Below are 22315 nucleotides of genomic sequence, written 5' to 3'. Positions count from 1 at the left end.
AATCGAACCCGGTGGCCTGGGTTGGCCGCCGTGGCTGAGCGAACTGCGTGTCGCGCACGGCGCCGCCCCCGAGGCGGGCACTACGACGGAGTGCGGGTCCGGGGGGAAGGGCGTCGCGTTATTGCGAGCGTCTACCAGTATAGGGAGTTCCGCTCCCGATAGCGGGGGAGTTCGGGCGCGCGTGCACGGTTGGTCGCCCGAAACCGATCCCGTAGGATGGGCGAGTCGAGTGAAGAGGTATATAGAACTAATGGACGTCCAAGAGTTGACCCCCGTCGCCACCGAGAAGATCGGTGCCAAGCGCAAGGTACGTGCCTACATCGCGCTCACAAAACCCCGTGTTATGGAGCTTCTGCTGGTGACCACGGTCCCGGTGATGATCCTCGCTCAGGGGGGTCTGCCGACCCTCGGGCTGGTCCTCGCCACGGTCATCGGCGGTGCGCTGAGTGCGGGTTCGGCCGGCGCGTTCAACTGCTATTTCGACCGCGATATCGACCGCGTGATGAACCGAACTCAGGGTCGACCGCTTGTGACCGGAGAGGTCAGCCCGCGCGAGGCGCTGGTCTTTTCCTGGGTCCTCGCGGTGGTTTCTACGGTGTGGCTGGCCCTGACCACCAACCTGCTGGCCGCCGCACTCTCGGTCGCGGCCATCGCCTTCTACGTGCTGATCTACACGCTGTGGCTCAAGCGTCGCACCGCTCAGAACATCATCTGGGGCGGAATTGCGGGCTGCTTCCCGGTGCTTATCGGGTGGTCCGCGGTCACCGGGTCGCTCTCCTGGGAGCCCTTCATCCTCTTCGGTGTGGTGTTCCTCTGGACCCCGCCGCACTACTGGCCGCTGTCGATGAAGTACCGCGAGGACTATCGCTCGGTGGGTGTCCCGATGCTCGCCGTGGTGCGCGGACGCGCGCAGGTGGGCCTGCAGGTCATCCTGTACGCATGGGCCACCGTGGCCTGCTCGCTGCTGCTGATTCCAGTGGGCAACATGGGCATCGTATACAGCGTGGTGGCGGTGCTGGCCGGAGGCTGGTTTATCTTTGAGACACACCGTCTGTACAACCTCGCTATTCGTGGCGCGGCGGCGAGTCCGATGCGTGTGTTCCACGGTTCGATCTCGTATCTCACGCTGGTGTTCCTCGCGGTGGGTATCGACCCGCTGCTGCACTTCTAGGGCGAATCTGCACGTTCGTGCAGCACGTTTCGCGCTTTGGGCATCGGGCGGGTCGATTCGGCTGCACATACGTTCAGCGCTCGTGAACCAACGTGAGCCCAAATCGGGACCGTGGGTACCCAGACAAAAGGGCGGTGGCCCCCTCCGAAGAGGGGACCACCGCCCTTTATCGTTGCCGGGTTAGGCGCGTGCTGCCTGCGGCTCTGCCGACACCTGCTCGGGTTCGGGGATCGAGGAGCGGGTGTCCAGCATGACCCGGGTGGCCAGGGCGATCACAACGCCGGCCAGGACCATGTGGGTGCCCACCATGATCTCCGGTAGTCCCAGGCGTGACTGGGCGATGCCCAGGACGATCTGGGCGACCTGTCCCACCAGCAGCCAGACGACCGGCTTCACCGGGTAGCGCAGGCGCAGTCCGATGATCAAGATCAGGACGGTCGAGGCAAACATCAGGTAGCCGGGCCAGGAGTGCAGGTGCTGCATGAACTCGGGGTTCAGGCCATTGCGGGGCACGTTGGCGTCGCCGGCGTGCGGACCCGATCCGGTGGTCAGGATGCCCATGACCGCGGCCAGGGCCACCAGGAAGGTCATGATGTGGGTGAGGATCCGGTAGGGCGCCGCGCTGCGCTTGGGGCCGGCCGCACCCTTGTAGGCGCGGTAGACCAGCGCCGTGGTCAGGCCTACCAGCACCAGCGAGATCACGAAGTGGGCACCCACCAGGTAGGAGTTCAGGCCGGTCAGCACCACGATGCCGCCGAGCACCGCCTGCAGCGGGATGCTCATGCCCTGGGCGAAGGTCAGCCAGAACAGGTCGCGGCGACGCTTACGCAGGTTCCACACCGACAGGAAAGCGCCGATGGCGATGATCACCAGCACGAATGTGAGAGTGCGGTTACCAAACTCGATGATCCCGTGGATGCCCATCTCCGGGGTCGAGGTCAGCGACTCGGCGGTGCACTTGGGCCAGGTGGGGCAGCCGAGGCCGGACCCGGTCAGGCGCACGGCGCCGCCGGTGCCGATCAGCACCGTCTGGAAGATCAGCGAGAGCCAGGCGAAAACACGAACCGGTCGGTTCACGCTCTGCGGCAGCCAGTTTGTGATCCGCTGATAGAGGCTTGGTGTCGGCCGGGAGGTCGTGGTCACGGGAATCGGTCCCCATCCTTAGTTAACGGTGCGGCTCGCGGTAATCACCCATGCGGAAATATGCCGGAACCTATAGAATACGAAGAGTTCGAGTAGTTGTCTGCGTCTGGCACGTTGCATGCCAGCCGCGGGCCAGGTACTGAAACCCCCTTGAACTAATTGTAGAGACGCCGGAGAGCGTCTCGCGCCACCCCCCTCTCATGCCCGCGCCTGATAGCGCATCACCGTGAGGGAATGCCAGGTACGGAAATTCTGTTACCGGCAGGTAGAAAAGAGGTAGAGACATGTCAGACGTGCTCATTGACCGTCCCGAATTGGACTCCCTGGGAGTTTACGAATTCGGATGGTCCGACTCGGATGCGGCGGGTCAATCCGCCAAACGAGGAATCTCCAAAGAGGTCGTTGCCAACATCTCGAACCTCAAGAACGAGCAGGACTGGATGCTGCAGCGACGCCTGAAGGCCCTGCAGATCTTCGAACGCAAGCCGATGCCCGCCTGGGGCGCCGACCTCTCGGCCATCGACTTCGACAACATCAAGTACTTCGTCCGCTCGACCGAGAAGCAGGCCCAGACCTGGGAAGACCTGCCCGAGGACATCAAGAACACCTACGAGAAGCTGGGTATCCCCGAGGCCGAGCGTCAGCGCCTGGTCGCCGGTGTGGCCGCCCAGTACGAGTCTGAGGTGGTGTACCACCAGATCCGCGAGGACCTCGAGCAGCAGGGTGTCATCTTCCTGGACACCGACACCGCGCTCCGTGAGCACCCCGAGTTCTTCGAGGAGTACTTCGGTACCGTGATCCCCTCGGGAGACAACAAGTTCGCCGCGCTGAACACCGCCGTGTGGTCGGGTGGCTCGTTTGTGTATGTCCCCAAGGGTGTCCACGTGGAGATCCCGCTGCAGGCCTACTTCCGGATCAACACCGAGAACATGGGTCAGTTCGAGCGCACGCTGATCATCGCCGACGAGGGCTCCTACGTCCACTACATCGAGGGCTGCACCGCCCCGATCTACAAGTCGGACTCGCTGCACTCGGCCGTGGTGGAGATTATCGTGAAGAAGAACGCCCGCGTTCGCTACACGACCATCCAGAACTGGTCGACCAACGTGTACAACCTGGTCACCAAGCGCGCCATCGCCGAAGAGGGCGCCACCATGGAGTGGATCGATGGCAACATCGGCTCCAAGGTCACCATGAAGTACCCGTCGATCTACCTCACCGGTGAGCACGCCAAGGGTGAGACCCTGTCGGTGGCCTTCGCCGGCCCCGGCCAGCACCAGGACACCGGTGCCAAGATGATCCACATGGCCCCGCACACCCAGTCGACCATCCTGTCGAAGTCCATCGCTCGTGGTGGCGGTCGCGCCGGATACCGCGGCGAGGTTCGAGTGGACGCCAACGCGCACCACTCGAAGAACACCGTGGCCTGTGACGCCCTGCTGGTAGACCGCATCTCCCGTTCGGACACCTACCCGGCGATCGACATTCGTGTGGATGACGCCGAGCTGGGTCACGAGGCCACGGTGACCAAGGTCTCCGAGGAGCAGCTGTTCTACCTGATGAGCCGCGGCCTCGAGCAGGATGAGGCCATGGCCATGATCGTGCGCGGCTTTATCGAGCCGATCGCCCGTGAGCTCCCGATGGAATACGCACTCGAACTCAACAAGCTCATCGAAATGGGCATGGAAGGATCCGTCGGCTAAATGACGACCACATCCCCTGCAACCAGCAGCACCGAAACCGAACAGCACGGGTTCAAGGCGCACAGCGACGGCGGCGACGCCTTCGTGCCGGTCCAGACCCGTTCCGAGCGCTTCGCCTCGACCGATGTGGCCGCCTTCCCGGCGGTCACCGGTCGCGAGCCCGCCTGGAAGTACACCCCGGTCGCGCAGCTTGCCGACCTGATTGATGGCGAGCTGGACGGATCCGAGTATCCGTTTGAGGCGCCCGCCGTCGACGGCGTCGCCGTGGCCTGGGTGGGCCGCGACGATAAGCGGATTGGCACCGCCGGTACCCCCGAGAACAAGGCCGCCGCCAACGCGTGGACCGCGTTTGAGAAGGCCCTCGTGATCTCGGTCACCGGCGAGGAGGAGAAGACTTTCCGCCTGCACCGCAGCGCGCTGGGCGACACCGCCCGCGCCGCGCACACGGTGATCGAGGCTGCGCCGCACTCGCGCGCCCTGGTCATCCTCGAAAACGCCGGCCAGGCCGCGCTGACCGAGAACATCGAGATCATCGTCGGCGACGGCGCTCAGCTCACCGTGGTGAGCGTTCAGGAGTGGGCGGAGGATGCCCGCCACCTGGCCGAGCACTTCGCCGAGATCGGTCGCGACGCCAAGCTGAAGCACGTGGCCGTGACCCTGGGTGGCAAGATCGTCCGGGTCAACCCCTCGACCCACCTGGGCAGCCAGGGAGCCGACATCGAGTCGCTCGGTGTGTACTTCGCCGACGCGCACCAGCACCTCGAGCAGCACGTGTACGTCGACCACGACGCCGAGAACACCCGCTCCCGCGTGAGCTACAAGGGTGCGCTCCAGGGCGAGGGTGCGCACACCGTCTGGATCGGCGACGTGCTGATCCGCCAGACCGGAACCGCGACCGACTCCTATGAGGAGAACCGCAACCTCGTGCTCAGCGAGGGTACCCGCGCCGACTCGGTGCCGAACCTGGAGATCGAGACCGGCGACATCGCCGGTGCCGGTCACGCCAGCGCCACCGGTCGTTTCGACGATGAGCAGCTCTTCTACCTCATGGCACGCGGTATCGCCGAGGCCGACGCCCGTCGCCTCGTGGTGCACGGCTTCCTGGTGGAGATCATCCAGCGCATCGGCGACGCCGAGCTGGGTGAGCGCATCGAGGCCGCCATCGAGCGCGAGCTTGCGGCGGGTGACCTCCAGTCGTGAGTACCCGTGTTTGTGCCCTTGCCGATCTGACCCTCAACCAGGCCCAGCGCGTGGTGGTCGATGGCACTCCGATCGCACTCGTGTTGGACGCGCAGGGTGAGGTCCACGCAATCGGAGACACCTGCACCCACGGCGATATTTCCCTCGCCGAGGGGTTTGTTGAGGGGGAGACCCTCGAATGCTGGGCTCACGGGTCCGCATTCTCGTTGAAGACCGGCAAGCCCCTGACCCTTCCCGCCTATGAGCCCGTCCCGGTATACGCCGTGGAGCTGCGCGATGGCGACATTTTTATCGACCCGACCGTAACGAAAGAGATCTAGCGCCATGTCAGTACTTGAGATTCGCGACCTGCACGTCAGCGTGGAAACCGACCAGGGCACCAAGCCGATCCTGCGCGGTGTTGACCTGACCCTCAACTCGAACGAGACCCACGCCATCATGGGCCCCAACGGCTCCGGTAAGTCGACCCTGGCGTACACCATCGCCGGTCACCCGAAGTACACCGTGGACTCCGGTTCGATCACCCTGGACGGCGAAGACGTCCTGGAGATGAGCGTGGACGAGCGTGCCCGTGCCGGCATCTTCCTCGCCATGCAGTACCCGGTGGAGATCCCCGGCGTGACCGTGTCGAACTTCCTGCGTACGGCCAAGACCGCCATCGATGGTGAGGCTCCCGCGATCCGTACCTGGATCAAGGACGTGCGCACCGCCATGGACAACCTGCGCATGGACAAGGTGTTCGCCGAGCGCAACGTCAACGAGGGTTTCTCCGGTGGAGAGAAGAAGCGTCACGAGATCCTTCAGCTTGAGCTGCTCAAGCCGAAGTTCGCCGTGCTGGACGAGACCGACTCGGGTCTCGACGTCGACGCGCTGAAGATCGTCTCCGAGGGTGTCAACCGCGCCCAGGAGAACACCGACCTCGGCGTGCTGCTGATCACCCACTACACCCGCATCCTGCGCTACATCAAGCCGGACTACGTGCACGTGTTCGTGAACGGTAAGGTTGCCGAGCAGGGCGGCCCCGAGCTGGCCGACCGTCTGGAAAACGAGGGTTACGACCGCTACCTCCAGACCGCCGACCAGGCGTAGGCTAGACCCATGTCTACCACCCTGAGCCCGGCCCGTTACGACGAGGTCACCGAGGCGCTCAAGGACGTTATGGACCCCGAGCTCGGGGTGAACGTTGTTGACCTCGGCCTGATCTACGACCTCGGTTGGGATGACGAGAACAACGCCCTCATCATCCACATGACCCTCACCTCGGCCGGCTGCCCGCTGACCGACGTGCTCGAAGAGCAGACCGGTGAGGCACTCGATGGCGTCGTGGAGGCCTTCCGGATCAACTGGGTCTGGATGCCGCCGTGGGGCCCCGAACGAATCACCGATGACGGCCGCGACATGATGCGGGCGCTCGGCTTCGCAATGTAGTTTGCCCTCTCAGAACCCCGCTCACCATTTGGTGGGCGGGGTTTTGTGTTGCGTGTTGGGTGCGGTCAAGTCCGGAAGTGCTCACGAGCTGCGGTAATCTTGAACGATCGCATGGACGTCGAGCGCCGCGATAAACCACCCCGAGATTTCAAGGACGCACCCCCGTATGAGTGAAGAGAAGATCGTTTTCAGCCGTCCGTTCCGCGCGGAACGTGAGGGCGAGAACCTTGAAGCGGTGCTTGCAAGCGGGCACGCTCATGGAGACGGTCGATTCACCGCGTCCGCGACCGCCAAGCTGGAGCGGATCACCCAGAGTAAAAACGTGCTGCTCACAACCTCCTGCACCCACGCGCTGGAAATGACCTCCGTGCTGCTCGATCTGAAGCCCGGCGACGAGGTAATTCTCCCCAGCTACACGTTCCCCTCCGCCGCTACCGCCGTGTCCGCCTACGGCGCGACCAGCGTGTTTGTGGACGTGCAGAAGGACACCGGGGTGATCGATCCTGAACTCATCGAGGATGCCATCACGCCCCGGACCAAGGCGATTTCGGTCATGCACTACGGTGGCGTCGCGCCGGATATGCGTCGCGTGCTCGACATCGCGCACACCCACGGAATTCCGGTGATCGAGGATAATGCCCACGGGCTCGGGGGAGCGTGGAACGGGCAGCAGCTCGGCACGTTCGGCGCATTCGCCACGCAGAGTTTTCACAGCACCAAGAACGTGCACTCGGGCGAGGGCGGAGCGCTGCTGATCAACGACGAGCGTTTTGTTGAGCGCGCCGAAATCATCCGCGAGAAGGGAACCAACCGATCGCGTTTCCTGCGCGGCCAGGTGGACAAGTACTCCTGGGTAGATAAGGGATCAAGCTATCTCCCCAGCGAGCTCAACGCGGCGGTGTTGGATGCGCAGCTTGAACAGTTTGACCAGATCCAGGGGCTCCGCGTCGAGATCTGGGAGCGTTACGCATCCGAGCTTGCCCAGTGGGCCGAACTCAACGGGGTCGCCCCCATGACGCTTCCGCCCGCCTCCGCTCAGGTTGCTCATCTCTTTTATCTGCTGATGCCGTCCTTTGACGCGCAGCAGGGTCTGCTTCAGCACCTGCGCGACCACGACATTATCGGCACGTTCCACTACATTCCCCTGGATTCCAGTGTGGCCGGTCGCAAATTCGGGCGGACCCCGCGCGAGTGCCCGAACAGCCTGGACTTTTCCCAGCGCATCGTCCGACTCCCGCTGTGGGCGGGGATGAGCGAGGCTCAGGTGGCGCGCGTGATTGCGGCCGTACGCAGCTTCGGTGTCACGCGAGCGGCCTGAAATGTCGTGGAGGAGCGCCCTATCCGGGCCGAGTGACCTGGTTCGGAGTGAATCCGAATCCGCCCGATTCGGGGTGGACGTGAGTCGACTTTCGGTGGGGGAGGGCGTCGGAGTGTCCGGCCTGGTCCCCGGCGATCCGGCGGGCGACCGGTTGGTGGACCAGCTGTCGCGACGGATCGGGTCGTGTGAGGATGACGTCATCATCCTGCGATACCCCTCTCGGCTGGTCGCCCTGGCCGATCGAGTCGCCCCCGAAAACCGTCGCGTGCTCCCCGCCGGAGGGTTGCTGTACTGGGAGGTGCGGGCCGACACCTATGTCGCCGCCGCGCGGGCATCGGGTGTTGAGATCGAGCGGTTCCGCGGTGGCAGCCTGTCGGCGAGCTCGAAAAAGACGCGGGCCCTGGCGATGCTGCGAGACTCCTTTGACGGGTACGTGAACCACTACGCCGCGAACGGTCTCTTTGAGCCCACCGTGGTGGCCGACGGATACCTGGAGTGGGCGCAGAACACCCTGCTCGACCCGTCGGGGATCGCCTATATCCTCACGGTGGATGGTGCGGTTGTGGGCGCCGCCACCGTATCCGAAGACCCGGAACTCGATGTGCATGAGATCGAGCTGGCGGCGATTGGGGCGGAGTACCAACGGCGCGGGCTGTACCGTCACCTGCTGGATGGCATCGTCGCCGGGGCACGGGCCGATGGGGTCGACAGGGTTGTCATCTCCACTCAGTCTCACAACACCAATGTGCAGCGTGCGTGGGCTCGGGCGGGGCTCGTCCCGGCGCTCGCGGTCGAGACCGCACACCTGGTTCGACGCTAAGCAGAACGCCGGCTCGCGTCGATGGTGCACGCGCCGTTTGTCGACGTGCACGTGAGCACCCACGACGGCTAAGCTGGCCGAATGAAACTCTCAGTTGTTGTGCCCTGTTATCGTTCGGCCGCCACCCTGCCGGAGCTGACACAACGACTGGGCACCTCGCTGGCCGCCCTGGTGTCCTCCGGCGCGATTGAGGACTTTGAGACCATTCTGGTGGTGGATGGCGACCTCGACGGTACCGGGGCCGCCGCCGATCGATGCGCCGAGGGCGAGGGACACGTCTCGGTGATCCACCTCCGCCGAAACTTCGGCCAGCACAACGCCCTCTTGGCGGGGATTCGCCTGGCCGAGGGCGATGTCATCGTTACCCTGGATGATGACCTACAGCACCCGCCCGAGGAAATCGGGAAGCTGATTGCGCCGCTTGAGGATGCCCGAGTGGACCTGGTGTACGCGCTTCCCGAGGTGGAAGAGCACGGCTTCTTCCGTTCCTTCGCGTCCCGCACCGTGAAAAAGGCCCTGTCCCTGGCGGGCGTCGCGAACGCCGAATGGGTGGGGGCGTTCCGCGCCTTCCGCACCGAGCTGCGCGAGGGCTTTAGCCAGGTCAACGACTCCCAGGTGAACCTCGACGTCCTGCTCTCCTGGACCACGGCCTCGGTGGTTCCGGTGACGGTCTCCATGGATCGGCGCGAGACGGGTCGATCCTCCTACAGTGTGCTTCGCCTGGCCAAGCACGCGATGAACATGATCACCGGATATGGGTCTGCGCCGCTGACCCTGGCGACCTGGTTGGGCTTTATCTGCGGCGCCTTCGGGCTGATCATGCTGCTGACCATCGGGGTACGGTTCCTGCTGGGATACAACACGGTGGCCGGATACACCACGATGGCCGGCATGATCTCGCTCTTCGCCGGCGCGCAGATGCTCACGATCGGCATTATCGGTGAGTATCTGGGGCGTCAGCACCTGCGCAGCATGGGGCGTCCGACCTACCTGGTGCGAAAGAAGAACTAGTAGATCGTCGTGGGGACCTTGTTGTAGGGACCAATCAACTGCGAGCAGAACGGGACGCCGTAGTAGTGCTCGAATGCCGCATAGGCGCCGGCAATCGTGCGCTCCCCGTGCAGGTCCGTGCCCATCTGCTGATTGAAGGTTGAAATCAGCTCGCAGCGTGCAGCATCGGCGGCTGCCGACAGATCGCCCACGGCCACCTCATCGTGAATCCGGTCGATGGACCGGGTCACCGGGTTCAGACGCGCATTCTGGGCCGCGTAGTAGTTGATCGGGGCGGATCCCGCGACGGAAATTGCGACGACGCAACCCAACGCAACGGTGATATACACCCGCGATCTCGGAGAGCGTTTGATCGCAAACACGATCAGGGCGGCGATCGCCGAGGCCAGTGCAAACCAGATCAGCACGCCGCTGCGGAACGGAACCGACCACAGGGTCACCGAGGCTTGAGCCTTGACGCTCACGGCCATGAGCACGGCACCGCCGAGGGCAACACAGGCGCTGAGCGCGGCCAGGCGCAGCAGGAGCGGGGAGGTGGAGGCATCATCCACCGACGCATCCACGGCGTGGGGACGATGGCGGTTCATGATCCACAGGACCAGGAGAACCAGGCCGAGTCCCAGGGCGATCCCCACGGCGATCGACCAGTGCGTGGGGGTCTGCGGCGCGGGGGGCGCTACCTCCAAAGCGCCCTGTCCGGCGTAGTTCAGGGAGGCACCGGGGAGGGCGCTGACGAGGTTGTCCAGCGTCGTGCGGAGCGTGCCTCCGAGGCTCCCCGCGAGGACACCCGTGTAGCATCCACCAGATGCGCAGGCCACCGTGACATAGATGCGGGTGACGGCGAACGATATCCCGAACAATGCGGTCGCCACAGTCAGGAGCAAGATTTTTGCTCCGTCACGTCCCGAGCCTTGCCGCGCAATTCGGGGTTGCAGGATCAGCGAGACAACCATCATCGGGAACACGAGATAGTAAAGCTCGTAGCTCATGGTGATAAACGCCATGAGGACAACCAGTGTGACTGCCGAGATCACCGAGTAGAGGGCAAAGCGCCGTTGGAGTCCCCGGTAGAGCCAGAGAATCAGTGCTCCAGAGCCGAAGATGATGGGCACCGCGCCATAGGTGAGCACCGGGTACGATATCCACCCGTTGAAGCTGCCCAGCATCATGCTCTTGGCCCCGATTGGCACGAGTACCGCTACGAGCGCTGCAAAAAGCAGGCTCTCGCCGACGCTGAGTCCGGAAATACGGCCGTCCGGCAGACGTCGTCGCAGACTGCGGGCGAAGGCGAGGACGGCGGCAATCCCGGCCAGGAGCAGCAGCACCTTAAAGACGGCTCGAATGACCAGGGGCGGGACTGACAGTGCCACCGCGGAGTTCATGGTGGCGATGTCCATGATTCGCTGCATCGCGTACGCAAACTGCGAGAATCTGCCCTGATCCGGAGACTGGGCGGGGACATCGGTGAATGACCACACGATGGCCTGCCAGTATGATCCGTGGGTGTGCGCGGGGGTTTCCAGGATCCAGTGAGTGTCATCGGCATCCACTGAGGAAAACAGAACCGGGCCGAGGATTGCCGCCCCTGCTATTACCAGGAGGCCGATGCCCAGGGAGAGGCTCCATCGAGATCCGAGGAATGCCCCGATGCGTGTGCTCACAGCGGTCATCGGATTCCCTAGAACGTGTTAATGGTCTTGGCCACGTTCAGCAGGTAGTAGATTCCCGAGAACGTGTGGGCGGCGACGGCGAGACCGGCCAGGAAGAGGGCCACGCGGGGCCAGACATCCAGGCGCGGAACGCTGAGCTGGCGCAGTGTGTGAATCAGCGAGAACACAAACACCACGGTGATCGTTGTGTAGGAGCCCCAGGTCCAGTTTCCCTCGAAGGATACGTCTCCGTTGGGGAACACCTCCACGAGAAGGGCGTACTGCGCAATCGCCACCAGGAGGGCGAACCAGGAGATCTGGATTTCGAGGGAGCGACGAGCAAGCGGCGACATTGCCAGGAGCATCAGGATCGGTCCGGCGAGGGAGAGCGCAAGCGAGTAGGAGATGTTGGCGGAGAAGTGCGACCACACCACGAACGGCGAAATACCCAGGGTGGTGTCGCGCACGGTGCCGGAGAGGAAAACAATCGTGAACTGCAGGATCAGCAGCGCCGCTACCGGAGCAAACGCGATCAGGATGAGTTTGATCGCGTGCGCGACCGCCTCGCGCCGCCGGATCACAATCACGATGGTGGCGATGCCAATGACGGGCAGCAGGGCAAGCGAGAAGTTGGGCTTGCACAGGGTGGACAGCATCACCAGGCCGGAGAAAATCAGCGCCGAACGGATGGTGAGCCGCTGCAGGAAGACGATTCCGGCGTAGAACGCCGCGATCGCAAAGGGAGCAACCATCACGTTGGTGGAGTTGTGCCAGACGTTGGCCGAGACCTGCCCCAGGTACAGGTTTGCCGGGTGGCTCGGGTCGATCATGGGCATGACCACCCCGACCACGAGAGCAACGAGCACGCTCAGCTGGGTGGAGGCGAGGTGCCGCTGGGCGATCCAGAAGACCACCCATCCCTTGAGGACCGTGAATGCGGTCAGGAGAATTACGATGGTCGCAACAACAACGCCTGGACGGTCGGATCCGAACGAGAGGAAATGAAACAGCGGGTACCACAGCGAATACGAGAACCACCCGCCGTTTTCCACCATGCCTCGCGCCAGATGCGCGTGTGCCAGCAGGTCTGAACGCACGCCCGGCTGGGAGAGCCGGTAGAAGACCGGCGCGGAGAGAAGCGAAAGTACTACGGTAATGATCAGGTACGATCGCAGGTGGGTTCTCACTGAGCGTGGGGTCCTTCCGGGGCGGGAGTCTCAAATATTGTGTTCGACGCCCGAGCGTGATTATTCGCGGAGCTGGAAAATGAGCTCCGATCTTGTGACCTGCCGAGAATATCAGACCCGGGAGTGAACTTCGGGGTAGGAGTGCCGGGCGACGGCGGATTTGGATGATGTGGTGAAAGATGGCAAACGTGTCGGTGAGTGATTCCGGATCCGGAGTGTCAAAATTTGTCTCGCGGATGCTGGCGCGGCAGGAGATTCGCTATCTCCTCGTGGCCGGGTTCACCTCGCTGTTCTACCTGGCGCTGGTGAGCGGTGGACTGCTGCTCAATATCCACTACTTCATCGCGATCCTGATTGCACAGGCGATCACGATTCTGTGTGCGTTCCCGTTCTATCGAGCGTTTGTGTTTCAGTCGACCGGGGCCCTGTGGGGCGACTTTGTGCGTTTTCTCTCGGTCTGGCTCTCGGGCATGGTGGCCGGCCTGGTGCTGACCCCGCTTCTGGTGGAAACCCTGCACTGGCACCCGCTGCTCTCGCAGGTCATTGCGATCGCGGTGGTCAGCGTGGCGTCCTTCCTGGGCCATCGATTCTTCTCCTTCCGGAAAAAGTAGGCGGCCCCGCGCCCGCTAAGCTGGGCCTATGACTTCCCGTACCGGCCGCGAACAGCTGCACGATTCCATCCGCGACTATGAGGCCGGCGATTTTCCGGTAGACCGCATCATCGACTGCGTCTGTACCTGCGGCAACGAGGTCTTCGCCCTCGGCTATGACGATGAGCAGGGCGTGGCCGTGCGGCTGTGCTCGAAGTGCGACACCGAGGTTGCGCTGCTCGACTCGGCCGACCTGCTGGACCGCGCCGATTCCGATATCGAACTCGACGCCGCCGAGTGCACCTGCGACGGCACCGACTTCACCGTGGCCGTGGGCTTCGCCATCCAGGGCGAGGACGTGCGCTGGGTCAGCGTGGGCCTGCGCTGCGAAGACTGCGCGATCGCCGGCGTCTACACCGACTGGGCGATCGACTACAGCCCGAGCCTGCACCTGCTCGAGCGGGTCTAAGCGCCCACAACGTCGCCACAACACGGCGTCGGCCGTGTTCGGGTTGATCCCGGACACGGCCGACGCCGTTGTTATTGCGGTTGTCGAGTCTAGGCGGCCTTGCGCACCCAGTACACCTCGGTGATCATGGTGTGCGAGACCTGACCATCCTCGGTGTTTGCGGCGATTGCCGCATCCAGTGCGGTCTCAAACGTGTCGCCCGCGGCGGCCAGCGCGGCCTGCATCTTGCTCGAGGACAGGGCGCGGCCGCGGGTGTCCTCGGGGGAACGGGTGAGGGTCCACTCGGCCTGATAGACACCGTGATCCGAATCCGCCGGGGCGAAGGCCTCGGCCAGCTCCTGCGCGTAGGGGAAGTCGCGGTAGGTGCGGGTGTAGCCGGGGGAGTAGGCCTCGGCCAGCTCCTCCCACGCCTGGGCGAAGCCGCCGCGGGTGTAGTCGCGGTTGTTCTGGATGATTGCCAGTACGCCGCCGGGCCGAAGCGCCTGGATGGCTGCCGCGTAGAACCGCGGGCGATCAAACCAGTGGGCGGCCTGACCCACGGTGATCAGTGCGAGGTCACGGCGCTGCTCCAGATCTGGCTCGACCGGGGAGTGAACCCAGGTTGCCTCGGGCAGGCGCTCGGCGCCTGTGGCGACCATGTCCGCGGAGATGTCCACGGCGGTGTAGTGGGCCAGCGGACCGAATGTGGGCAGCAGGTCTTCGAGGACCACGCCGGGCCCCGATCCCGCATCGAGAATGTTGAGCGGCGGCGTCGGATCCACCAGCTGCTCTAGCAGCGTGTACACGGCCCGCGGGTAGCGGGGGCGCTGCTCGTTGTAGATGGTAGCCAGACCGTCAAATACCTCGGACATGGTTAATTTCCTTCCGATAGGGGATCTGTGGCCAGTTTAGGTTTACGGGTGTGTGTCGCTCGGCGGCTCGCCCCAAATTCCCAGACACTCAATATCTATCTGGGTGGCGGATATTGCGGCGCGGGGTGGCTCGGATAGGTCTGTGGGATGCGAACGCGTAGACTGGGTGACTTACCTCGACTTTTATGGCGCTATTTGTGGTGCCTGGTTAGCAAAGGACACCCGCAGTGGCTCTCTCCGTTCAGGATCTCGAAATCCGTGTTGGCGCACGGCTACTCATGGAAAACGTGAGTTTCCAGGTTGCCGCGGGCGACAAGATCGGTCTGGTGGGACGTAACGGTGCCGGCAAGACCACCCTCACCAAGACCCTGGCCGGCGAGATTCCCGCCGCCGGGGGCACGATCAACAACCGTGGCGAACTCGGCTACCTGCCCCAGGACCCGCGCACCGGTAACCCCGAGGACCTCGCGCGTACCCGCATTCTGGACGCCCGTGGACTCGGTCAGATCGCGCTGAGCATGGCCAAGGCCACCCAGGACATGGCGAGCACCGACCCTGCCGTGGCCGAGGCCGCGATGAAGAAGTACGGTAACCTCACCGACCGCTTCAACGCGTTGGGTGGGTACGCCGCCGAAGCCGAGGCCGCCTCGATCGCCAGCAACCTCAACCTGCCTGACCGCATCCTGGATCAGCCGCTCTCCACCCTCTCCGGTGGTCAGCGTCGCCGAATCGAGCTCGCGCGCATCCTGTTCTCCGACGCGCAGACGATGATCCTCGATGAGCCCACCAACCACCTCGATGCCGACTCGGTGGTGTGGCTGCGCGAGTTCCTGAAGAACTACCGCGGCGGCTTTATCGTGATCACCCACGACATCGAGCTCGTGGGCGAAACCGTGAACCGGGTGTTCTACCTCGACGCCAACCGCCAAGTCATCGATATCTACAACATGAACTGGAAGAACTACCTGCGTCAGCGTGAGGCCGACGAGGAGCGCCGCAAGAAGGAGCGCGCCAACGCCGAGAAGAAAGCCACGACCCTGCAGCTGCAGGCGGCCCGCTTCGGTGCCAAGGCCTCCAAGGCGGCGGCCGCCCACCAGATGGTCGCGCGCGCCGAGAAGCTGCTCGCGGGCCTCGACGAGGTGCGTCAGGTTGAGCGGGTGGCCAAGCTGCGCTTCCCGGATCCCGCGCCCTGTGGCAAGACCCCGATCATGGCCAAGAACCTTTCCAAGAGCTACGGCTCGCTGGAAATCTTCACCTCGGTGGACCTGGCGATCGACCGCGGTTCCAAGGTCGTGGTGCTCGGACTCAACGGTGCCGGAAAGACCACGCTGCTGCGCATGCTCGCGGGAGTGGATAAGCCCGACACCGGTGAGATCATCCCCGGTCACGGTCTCAAGGTGGGCTACTATGCCCAGGAGCACGAGAACCTGGACGTGAAGCGCACCGTGCTGGAGAACATGCTCTCCGCCTCCCCGAACATCGGGGAGACCGAGGCGCGTAAGGTGCTGGGTTCGTTCCTGTTCACCGGTGACGACGGTCACAAGCCCGCCGGTGTGCTCTCCGGTGGAGAGAAGACACGCCTGTCGCTGGCGATGCTGGTGGTGTCCTCGGCCAACGTGCTGCTGCTCGATGAGCCCACCAACAACCTTGACCCCGCGAGCCGCCTGGAAATCCTGGACGCCCTGGCACACTTCACCGGTGCCGTGGTTCTGGTGTCCCACGACTCGGGGGCCGTGGAGGCCCTGAACCCCGAGCGCGTACTGATCTTGCCGGACGGCGTGGAAGACCACTGGAACAAGGACTACAACGATCTGATCGAGCTCGCCTAACCGGCTCCTCGATTCGCGGCCCCGGACGCCTTTTTGGTGTCCGGGGCCGCGGCGTTTTATGGCCGGGCGTACACCGCTGGATACACTGAATTCATGACTTCCGATCCCCGGCATCCCGAGAGTGCGCCCGCGCAGAGGGCCGAGTTCCACACCTGGTTTGTGGACGCGTTTGCCGGGTTCTGGCAGGGCGGCGGCGGTACCCGGATCGGCGGGCGAATCGCCGGTTACCTGCTGCTGAGTGATGCCGACGGGGTCAGCGCCGATGAGCTCGCCCGCGAACTCGACATCAGCCGCGGCTCGGTGTCCTCGCACGTGCGCAAGCTTGAGCAGGGCGGCTTTGTGCACCGGGTACGTCGCCCGGGCGCGCGCACGCACTACTTCGCGATGGATGCCGATGTGTGGGGTGGATTCCTCAAGCAGGAGCAGACCTACCTCGCCAACCAGCGTGCGCTTGCCGAACGGGCCCTGGATCACGTGGCCGCCGGGGGCCTCGCCCACGAGCGCGTGCGCAACATGCGCGACTACATGGGCTGGATGGTTGATAACCGCGCGCTGGACACCGAGTGGGCGCGCTTCAAGGCCGAGCGGGACGCCCAGGCCTAGCCGCGCGCGAGCGGCACGATCAGCGGGGAACCGCTCTGCGGGTCGGTGGTGATCTCGGCGGGCAGCGCAAACACCTCGCGCACCAGCTCGGCGCTGAGCACCTCCGCGGGGGCACCCTCGGCCACGATCGCGCCCTCGTGCATGACGATCAGGTGGTCGGCGTAGCGGGCCGCCTGATTGAGGTCGTGCAGTACGGCGATCACGGTTTTCCCGGCTGTGCGCATGTCCTGGCAGCGGTGTAGCAGATCGATCTGGTGGGCAATGTCGAGGAACGAGGTCGGCTCATCCAGCAGCACGTACTCGGTGTCCTGGGCCAGCACCAGCGCGACCCAGGCACGCTGCCGCTGTCCACCGGAGAGCTCGGACACGAAACGATCGGCAAGGTGCGCAACCCCGGTCTGTTCGAGCGCGCGGTCCACGGCCTCGGTGTCGCCCGGCGCCCACTGTCGCAGTACCGAGTGGTACGGATGACGGCCGCGGGCCACCAGGTCACGCACCCGGATGGTGTCCGGGGCGATCGGATCCTGGGGGAGCAGGGCCAGGCGGCGCGCGATGGCCTTGGGTCGCATCCGGGCCAGATCGGTCCCGTCGAGGGTGACCGTGCCCGCGCGCGGGGTCATCGCCCGGCCCAGACTCTTCAGCAGGGTGGATTTACCGCAGCCATTGGGGCCGATAATCGCGGTGAACGCGCCGGTGGGTGGGGCCACCGAGAGGTCACCCAGGATCTCGCGTGAGCCATAGCCCACGCGCAGGTGTCGGGCGATCAGGCCGGGGGTGATGGGGGTCATAGTGTGCCTTTCCGCCATTCGCGAATCAGGAGTGCGCCCAGGTAGATGCCACCGACCCCGGCGGTGAGGATCCCCACCGGGAGCCCGCGAGCAAACGGCGCCTGCTGGGCCAGCAGGTCCGCGATCACCAGGATCAGCGCCCCGAGCAGGGCCGAGAGCCCGAGGGAGAGCGCGGGGGAGCGGGCGAGGCGCTGGGCGATCTGCGGCGCGGTGAGGGCCACAAACGAGATCGGTCCGGCCACGGTGACCGCCCCGGCCGCCGCGACCACGGCCACGACAATCGCCGCCGTGCGGGTCGCGGTGATTCGAATGCCCAGCGAGTGCGCCAGCGCATCCCCGAGCCCGATCTGGTTGAGCGAGGGGGCCAGGACCCAGGCGGCAGGCAGGGTGATGGCCAGGGTAATCGCGATGATCCCCACCGCGCCCCAGCCCACCGAGTTGATCGATCCGGCGAGATACCCGGCGAGTTGACTGGCCTCGTCGCGCAGCTTGACGCTGACCACGTACTGGGTCACCGCGTGGGCCATCGCCGAGACCCCGATCCCGGCGATGATGATGCGCGCGGGGGCGGCAAATCCGCGTCCAGTGGAGAAATACACCAGCGTGATGGCCAGGGTCGCGCCGATCAGTGCGCCCACCGGGGTGGGCAGGACGCCGGGCCAGAGCAGCGCGCAGATCGCCACGCCCGTCCCGGCCCCGGCACCCAGGCCGATGACGTCGGGGCTGCCGAGCGGGTTGCGGGTCACGGCCTGGAACAGCGCGCCGGAGGTGCCCAGGGCCGCGCCCACGCCGATCGCGACCAGCAGGCGCGGGCCGCGCAGCGTGGTCAGGGTGAACCCGGCGGCACCGCGCGGCGGGTCAAACAGGGCCGCCGGGAGCGCCTGGGGAGCGATTCCCAGCTTTCCCATGCTCAGGGTCAACACGGCCGCGATCAGGAGCAGAACCAGGGCGATGCCCGACCAGGCCAGCGTGCGCGGATGCACGGGGAGCGCGACCCACGGACCGATCCGAAACAGACGCGGTGGCCGAACCGGGGCGAGGGTCGGCTTCTGCCCGGCCTGTCCGGTATGCCCGGTCTGCCGAGCCAGCCCGGCCTGTCCGGCCTGTCCGGCCTGTCCGGCCTGTCCGGTCCGTCGAGGTTGCCTGGACTGCCTGTGCCATCGATCCAGCCGGGTCATCCGCGCACCGCCCGTCCGGCCCGCACGGCGATCAGCAGGAACGGGGCACCGACAAACGCGGTCACCACCCCCACCATCAGCTCACCGGGGCGCGCGATGATCCGCCCCACAATATCGGCGGCGATCAGGACCGAGGCCCCCAGCAGGATCGCCGCGGGCATCTGCCAGCGATGATCGGTTCCCACCAGGGCGCGCACGAGGTGCGGCACCGCGAGGCCCAGGAATGCGATCGGTCCCACCAGTGCGGTGGCTCCGGCACACAGCAGCGCTGCGGCTAGCAGGGCCCCGGCGCGCACCCGCGGTACCGAGACGCCGAGCGAGTGGGCGAGGTCATCGCCGAGGGCGAGGGCGTTGAGACCCGAGGCGAGGATCAGCGCGAGCACCAGGCCCAGGATCAGAGCGGGGGCGACCTCGGCGAGGGTGTCCAGGCGGCGTCCGGCGAGGGAACCGATGACCCAGAAGCGGAACGAGTCAAACACGGCCGGGCGGGTGAGGATCATCGCCTGAATGTACGTGCCCAGCACCGCCGAGACCACGGCGCCGGCCAGGAGCAGCGGGACGATGCCGCCGCCGGTGGGGCGTCCGGCGACCAGGACCACCAGGATCACCGTGACCAGGGCGCCAACCAGCGCGACCCAGACGGTCCCCGCGCCGATTGCGGTCCCGGTGATCGCCGTCGCGGTGACCACGGCCGCGGAGGCTCCAACGCTCACGCCCAGCAGGCCCGGATCACCCAGCGGATTGCGGGTGACTCCCTGCACGATGACCCCGGAGACCGCGAGGCTTGCCCCCACCACCGCGCCGATAATCGTCCGCGGAATACGTTCGGTGACCACGAGCCGTAGGTGTGGATCGCCGGCGCCGGTGAGTGCCTGCAGGACCTCGGCGATCCCGGTGACCCGACTGCCGGCAAACAGCGACAGCACCGCAAGTGCGGCCAGGAGCAGGGCCAACCCCACGAGGATCAGCAGGTTGATCGGTGCCGAGCGAACGCCCAAGCGGCCGCGCCGGGAATCCCGGGCGGCCGCAGGCGTGGTGGAGACGGACGTCACTTACCGGCGTGCGCGAGCGCGGCGTCGATCAGCGGAACGTAGCGCTCGAGTGCCCAGGGCACGGTGAGCGGGTTGATCATCGAGGATCCGGTGACAAAGGGCTGGTCGGTCGGTGCCACCACGGCACCCTTGGCGACCGCGGGAATTGCCGCGTAGAGCGGCTGCGCCTCGATCTCGGTGCGGGTCTCCTCATCGGAGTAGAAGGTGAAGATCAGGTCCGAGCCGGCGAGCTTATCGGCGTTTTCCAGACCGATCAACGCCGAGTCGGTGCCCTCGGTTTCCTCGAATGAGTTGACCACGGGGTCCACTGTGAGGCCGAGTGCCGAGGCCATGGCCACCCGCTGCTCGCCGGGGAAGAACACGCCCAGGGTACCAGGGCCAGTGGTGTAGACGTAGGAGAAGGTCACGCCCGCATACTCGGGCCGCTTGGCGTTTTCCAGCTGGGTCTTGATGTCGCTCACCAGGTCGGCGGCCTCGGTAGACTTGCCCATGGCCTTGCCGATCGTGGTGATCTGGTCATCCCAGGTGATGGTCCACGGCTGCTTCGGGTAGGCGATGGTCGGGGCGATCTTGGAGAGCACGTCGTACTGCTCCTGGGTCACGCCCGACCAGGGGGCGAGGATCAGGTCCGGGTCGAGGTCGGCGATGGTTTCCACGTCGAGCTCGGTGTTCCCGGTGAAGGTCTTGGGCAGCTTCCCGCCCTCCTTGGTCACGGCCTCGTGGACCCAGGGGAGGTAGCCGGTGTCGTCGCTACCCCAGGGGTATTCCTCCATGCCCACCGGGATGGTGCCGAGCGCGATGGCGGTTTCGGCGGATCCCTGCCCGAGGGTCACGATGCGCTTGGGGGTGCCGGTGATCTCGGCGGTTCCCAGTGCGTGGGTGATCGTGACGGTGTCGGCGGAGCCGGCTGCATCGCCGGTGGTTCCCTGGGCGGAGCAGCCCGCGAGTACCAGGGTGGCCGCGGCGAGGGCGGCGGCAAAGAGCGTGCGGCGGGGCCGCTGGACGGGGCGTCGCATGTGGAGCCTTTCGGTGGGGGAGGGTGCACCTGATCGGTGACTCGGGGATCGACGCGCGTCTCGTTCCGTGTGGATGGGGCATCCGCGAACCGGGGCATCGAACCGTGTGGTTAGTCTAGCCTTACCTCACCTGTACTTTCAAATATTTTGACATTTTGGGTGTGAGGGCAGCAAAAAACCGTGGACCCCCGACTCGGGAATCCACGGTTTCTCGGGATGGATCTAGCGTTCGGCGTGGATGCGCACGTCCTCCACCTCGGCGTCCTCGACGTCGGCATCGGTGAGCTTCGAGGCGCGCTTGGCCGCGCGCTTGGCTGCCCGCACCTTCTCGGCCGGATCGTCCGAGTTCACCCGGCGATACTCCTCCCGCACGGCCCAGCCGAGGAAGGTGAAGCCCATCAGCGCAAACAGGATCCACTGGAACGCGTAGGACAGGTGCGGGCCCTCATCGGGCTCGGGCTTCTTCACCGCCGCCGGACGCTGCTCGCTCGGCGCGGGATCCTCGGTGTCCAGCAGACCATAGGCACCGGTGTAGATGCGCTCCTTGAGGATCGTCTCCGCCTCGGGCAGGTTGACCGTCGCCAGCTGGCCGGAGGGGGCGCCGCGTCCACGAATGGTGTCCTCGCTGGCCTTGAGGCGTGCCACCACGGTGACCTCGCCACTCGGCGGGGCGGGCACGTGATCGGGACGCTCGGCGTTGTTGCCCTGCGGGACCCAGCCGCGGTTCACCAGGAACACCTTGCCGTTGTCCAGGCGCAGCGGGGTCAGGATCTCATAGCCCGGGGAGCCATCGTAGGGACGGTTGCGCACCAGGATCTGCCGGTCCTCCTCATAGCGACCATGCATGGTCACCGGGAGCCAGCGATCGTTAATGTTGAACGCACTCTCCGAGGGGAGTGCCTGATCGATCTGCACCGGGGTTGCGTCGAAGTTCTTGGCCACGCGGGCGATCTCGTCCTCGCGCTCGCCGCGGCGATCCAGCTGCCAGTTGGAGAGCAGCACGCAGGCGATGGCAAACACGATCGCCACGCCCAGGTAGGCAAACCAGCGCTTTTCAAACACAAACCGCCAGCGGTTCACGGGGTCTCCTCGGGGATGAAGGGGGCCACCTCGGCCGGGAAGCCACGGGAGGTGAGGAATTCGGTCAGAAACTCGGCGTGCTCGGCGCAGGCCAGCCACACCTTGCGTCGGGTTTCATCGTGGATCTTGGGGTTGCGCCAGGAGATCTTCACGGTGGCCTCGGCGCGGCACCCGGCTCGGGAGCACTCGTGAATGCCGGGATCGCCAAACAGGCCGCCTAGCATGCGGC

At 65.3% G+C, this 22315-nt stretch carries 23 protein-coding genes; 13 read left to right on the top strand and 10 right to left on the bottom strand.

Features of this window, described 5'->3' with window-relative positions; all coding sequences use genetic code 11:
- The first annotated feature begins 250 nt into the window (after positions 1-250).
- Complete coding sequence (locus C7C57_RS09020) at positions 251-1171, top strand: heme o synthase (protein ID WP_187976163.1); 921 nt, start codon at positions 251-253, stop codon at positions 1169-1171.
- Positions 1172-1351: 180 nt separating this feature from the next.
- On the opposite strand, the gene C7C57_RS09015 is transcribed toward C7C57_RS09020, so the two are convergent.
- Positions 1352-2314, bottom strand: a complete 963-nt coding sequence (locus tag C7C57_RS09015; protein ID WP_187976162.1) for a heme A synthase — start codon at positions 2312-2314, stop codon at positions 1352-1354.
- 284 nt (positions 2315-2598) lie between these two features.
- On the opposite strand from C7C57_RS09015, the gene sufB reads away from it, so the two are divergent.
- The 8 genes from sufB to C7C57_RS08975 all read left to right on the top strand — a co-directional run bounded on the left by sufB (position 2599) and on the right by C7C57_RS08975 (position 9794).
- On the top strand, positions 2599-4017 hold the full coding sequence (gene sufB / locus C7C57_RS09010; protein WP_030143386.1) for a Fe-S cluster assembly protein SufB: 1419 nt from the start codon (positions 2599-2601) through the stop codon (positions 4015-4017).
- A complete protein-coding gene (gene sufD / locus C7C57_RS09005) occupies positions 4018-5217 on the top strand; it encodes a Fe-S cluster assembly protein SufD (protein WP_187976161.1) in 1200 nt (399 codons plus the stop codon).
- Positions 5214-5537: a non-heme iron oxygenase ferredoxin subunit gene (locus tag C7C57_RS09000; RefSeq protein WP_030143388.1), complete on the top strand. Its 324-nt coding sequence runs from the start codon at positions 5214-5216 to the stop codon at positions 5535-5537. Before sufD ends, C7C57_RS09000 begins: the two co-directional genes overlap by 4 nt.
- A 4-nt stretch (positions 5538-5541) precedes the next feature.
- A complete protein-coding gene (gene sufC, locus C7C57_RS08995) occupies positions 5542-6306 on the top strand; it encodes a Fe-S cluster assembly ATPase SufC (RefSeq protein ID WP_187976160.1) in 765 nt (254 codons plus the stop codon).
- Positions 6307-6315: 9 nt separating this feature from the next.
- Positions 6316-6645 (top strand): metal-sulfur cluster assembly factor, encoded by a 330-nt coding sequence (locus C7C57_RS08990; protein ID WP_030143390.1) that lies wholly within the window; start codon positions 6316-6318, stop codon positions 6643-6645.
- Positions 6646-6811: 166 nt separating this feature from the next.
- Positions 6812-7963, top strand: a complete 1152-nt coding sequence (gene rffA / locus C7C57_RS08985) for a dTDP-4-amino-4,6-dideoxygalactose transaminase (protein ID WP_187976159.1) — start codon at positions 6812-6814, stop codon at positions 7961-7963.
- Between the two features lie 79 nt (positions 7964-8042).
- On the top strand, positions 8043-8783 hold the full coding sequence (locus tag C7C57_RS08980; protein WP_187976158.1) for a GNAT family N-acetyltransferase: 741 nt from the start codon (positions 8043-8045) through the stop codon (positions 8781-8783).
- A gap of 81 nt (positions 8784-8864) precedes the next feature.
- Positions 8865-9794, top strand: coding sequence for a glycosyltransferase family 2 protein (locus C7C57_RS08975; protein WP_187976157.1), 930 nt, complete (start codon positions 8865-8867; stop codon positions 9792-9794).
- Here the strand turns inward: C7C57_RS08975 and C7C57_RS08970 are convergent.
- Both C7C57_RS08970 and C7C57_RS08965 read right to left on the bottom strand, forming a co-directional pair.
- A complete protein-coding gene (locus tag C7C57_RS08970) occupies positions 9791-11464 on the bottom strand; it encodes a hypothetical protein (RefSeq protein WP_187976156.1) in 1674 nt (557 codons plus the stop codon). The genes C7C57_RS08975 and C7C57_RS08970 overlap by 4 nt on opposite strands.
- Positions 11465-11472: 8 nt before the next feature.
- Positions 11473-12630, bottom strand: coding sequence for a hypothetical protein (locus tag C7C57_RS08965; RefSeq protein ID WP_187976155.1), 1158 nt, complete (start codon positions 12628-12630; stop codon positions 11473-11475).
- Between the two features lie 215 nt (positions 12631-12845).
- Between C7C57_RS08965 and C7C57_RS08960 the strand changes: the two genes are divergently transcribed.
- The gene (locus tag C7C57_RS08960) at positions 12846-13241 is read left to right on the top strand and encodes a GtrA family protein (RefSeq protein ID WP_187976154.1); all 396 of its coding nucleotides are present in this window, start codon (positions 12846-12848) and stop codon (positions 13239-13241) included.
- Positions 13242-13269: 28 nt separating this feature from the next.
- Positions 13270-13689, top strand: coding sequence for a hypothetical protein (locus C7C57_RS08955; RefSeq protein ID WP_187976153.1), 420 nt, complete (start codon positions 13270-13272; stop codon positions 13687-13689).
- An 89-nt stretch (positions 13690-13778) separates the two neighbouring features.
- Here the strand turns inward: C7C57_RS08955 and C7C57_RS08950 are convergent, their stop codons facing one another.
- Positions 13779-14540, bottom strand: a complete 762-nt coding sequence (locus tag C7C57_RS08950) for a trans-aconitate 2-methyltransferase (protein WP_187976152.1) — start codon at positions 14538-14540, stop codon at positions 13779-13781.
- A gap of 278 nt (positions 14541-14818) precedes the next feature.
- Between C7C57_RS08950 and abc-f the strand changes: the two genes are divergently transcribed.
- Together abc-f and C7C57_RS08940 are read left to right on the top strand one after the other, a co-directional pair.
- A complete protein-coding gene (gene abc-f, locus C7C57_RS08945; protein WP_187978337.1) occupies positions 14819-16369 on the top strand; it encodes a ribosomal protection-like ABC-F family protein in 1551 nt (516 codons plus the stop codon).
- Positions 16370-16462: 93 nt separating this feature from the next.
- The gene (locus tag C7C57_RS08940; protein WP_187976151.1) at positions 16463-16972 is read left to right on the top strand and encodes a GbsR/MarR family transcriptional regulator; all 510 of its coding nucleotides are present in this window, start codon (positions 16463-16465) and stop codon (positions 16970-16972) included.
- Here the strand turns inward: C7C57_RS08940 and C7C57_RS08935 are convergent.
- From C7C57_RS08935 to C7C57_RS08910, 6 genes are all read right to left on the bottom strand, one after another.
- Positions 16969-17760: an ABC transporter ATP-binding protein gene (locus C7C57_RS08935; RefSeq protein WP_255505639.1), complete on the bottom strand. Its 792-nt coding sequence runs from the start codon at positions 17758-17760 to the stop codon at positions 16969-16971. The two genes, C7C57_RS08940 and C7C57_RS08935, sit on opposite strands and share 4 nt — an antisense overlap.
- Positions 17757-18938, bottom strand: a complete 1182-nt coding sequence (locus C7C57_RS08930; RefSeq protein WP_223144734.1) for an iron chelate uptake ABC transporter family permease subunit — start codon at positions 18936-18938, stop codon at positions 17757-17759. The genes C7C57_RS08935 and C7C57_RS08930 overlap by 4 nt, the downstream gene beginning before the upstream one ends.
- Complete coding sequence (locus C7C57_RS08925; protein WP_030143397.1) at positions 18935-19990, bottom strand: iron ABC transporter permease; 1056 nt, start codon at positions 19988-19990, stop codon at positions 18935-18937. Before C7C57_RS08925 ends, C7C57_RS08930 begins: the two co-directional genes overlap by 4 nt.
- Complete coding sequence (locus C7C57_RS08920; RefSeq protein WP_187976149.1) at positions 19987-21006, bottom strand: iron-siderophore ABC transporter substrate-binding protein; 1020 nt, start codon at positions 21004-21006, stop codon at positions 19987-19989. Before C7C57_RS08920 ends, C7C57_RS08925 begins: the two co-directional genes overlap by 4 nt.
- Before the next feature lie 222 nt (positions 21007-21228).
- Entirely contained in the window at positions 21229-22086 is an 858-nt protein-coding gene (locus C7C57_RS08915; RefSeq protein WP_187976148.1) for an SURF1 family protein, read from the bottom strand.
- Positions 22083-22310: a hypothetical protein gene (locus C7C57_RS08910; RefSeq protein WP_187976147.1), complete on the bottom strand. Its 228-nt coding sequence runs from the start codon at positions 22308-22310 to the stop codon at positions 22083-22085. Before C7C57_RS08910 ends, C7C57_RS08915 begins: the two co-directional genes overlap by 4 nt.
- Between the last annotated feature and the right edge of the window lie 5 nt (positions 22311-22315).

The organism is Mycetocola sp. JXN-3, assembly GCF_014522285.1.
Taxonomy (GTDB): domain Bacteria; phylum Actinomycetota; class Actinomycetes; order Actinomycetales; family Microbacteriaceae; genus Mycetocola; species Mycetocola saprophilus.
This window is presented reverse-complemented; position numbering and strand designations above follow the sequence as displayed.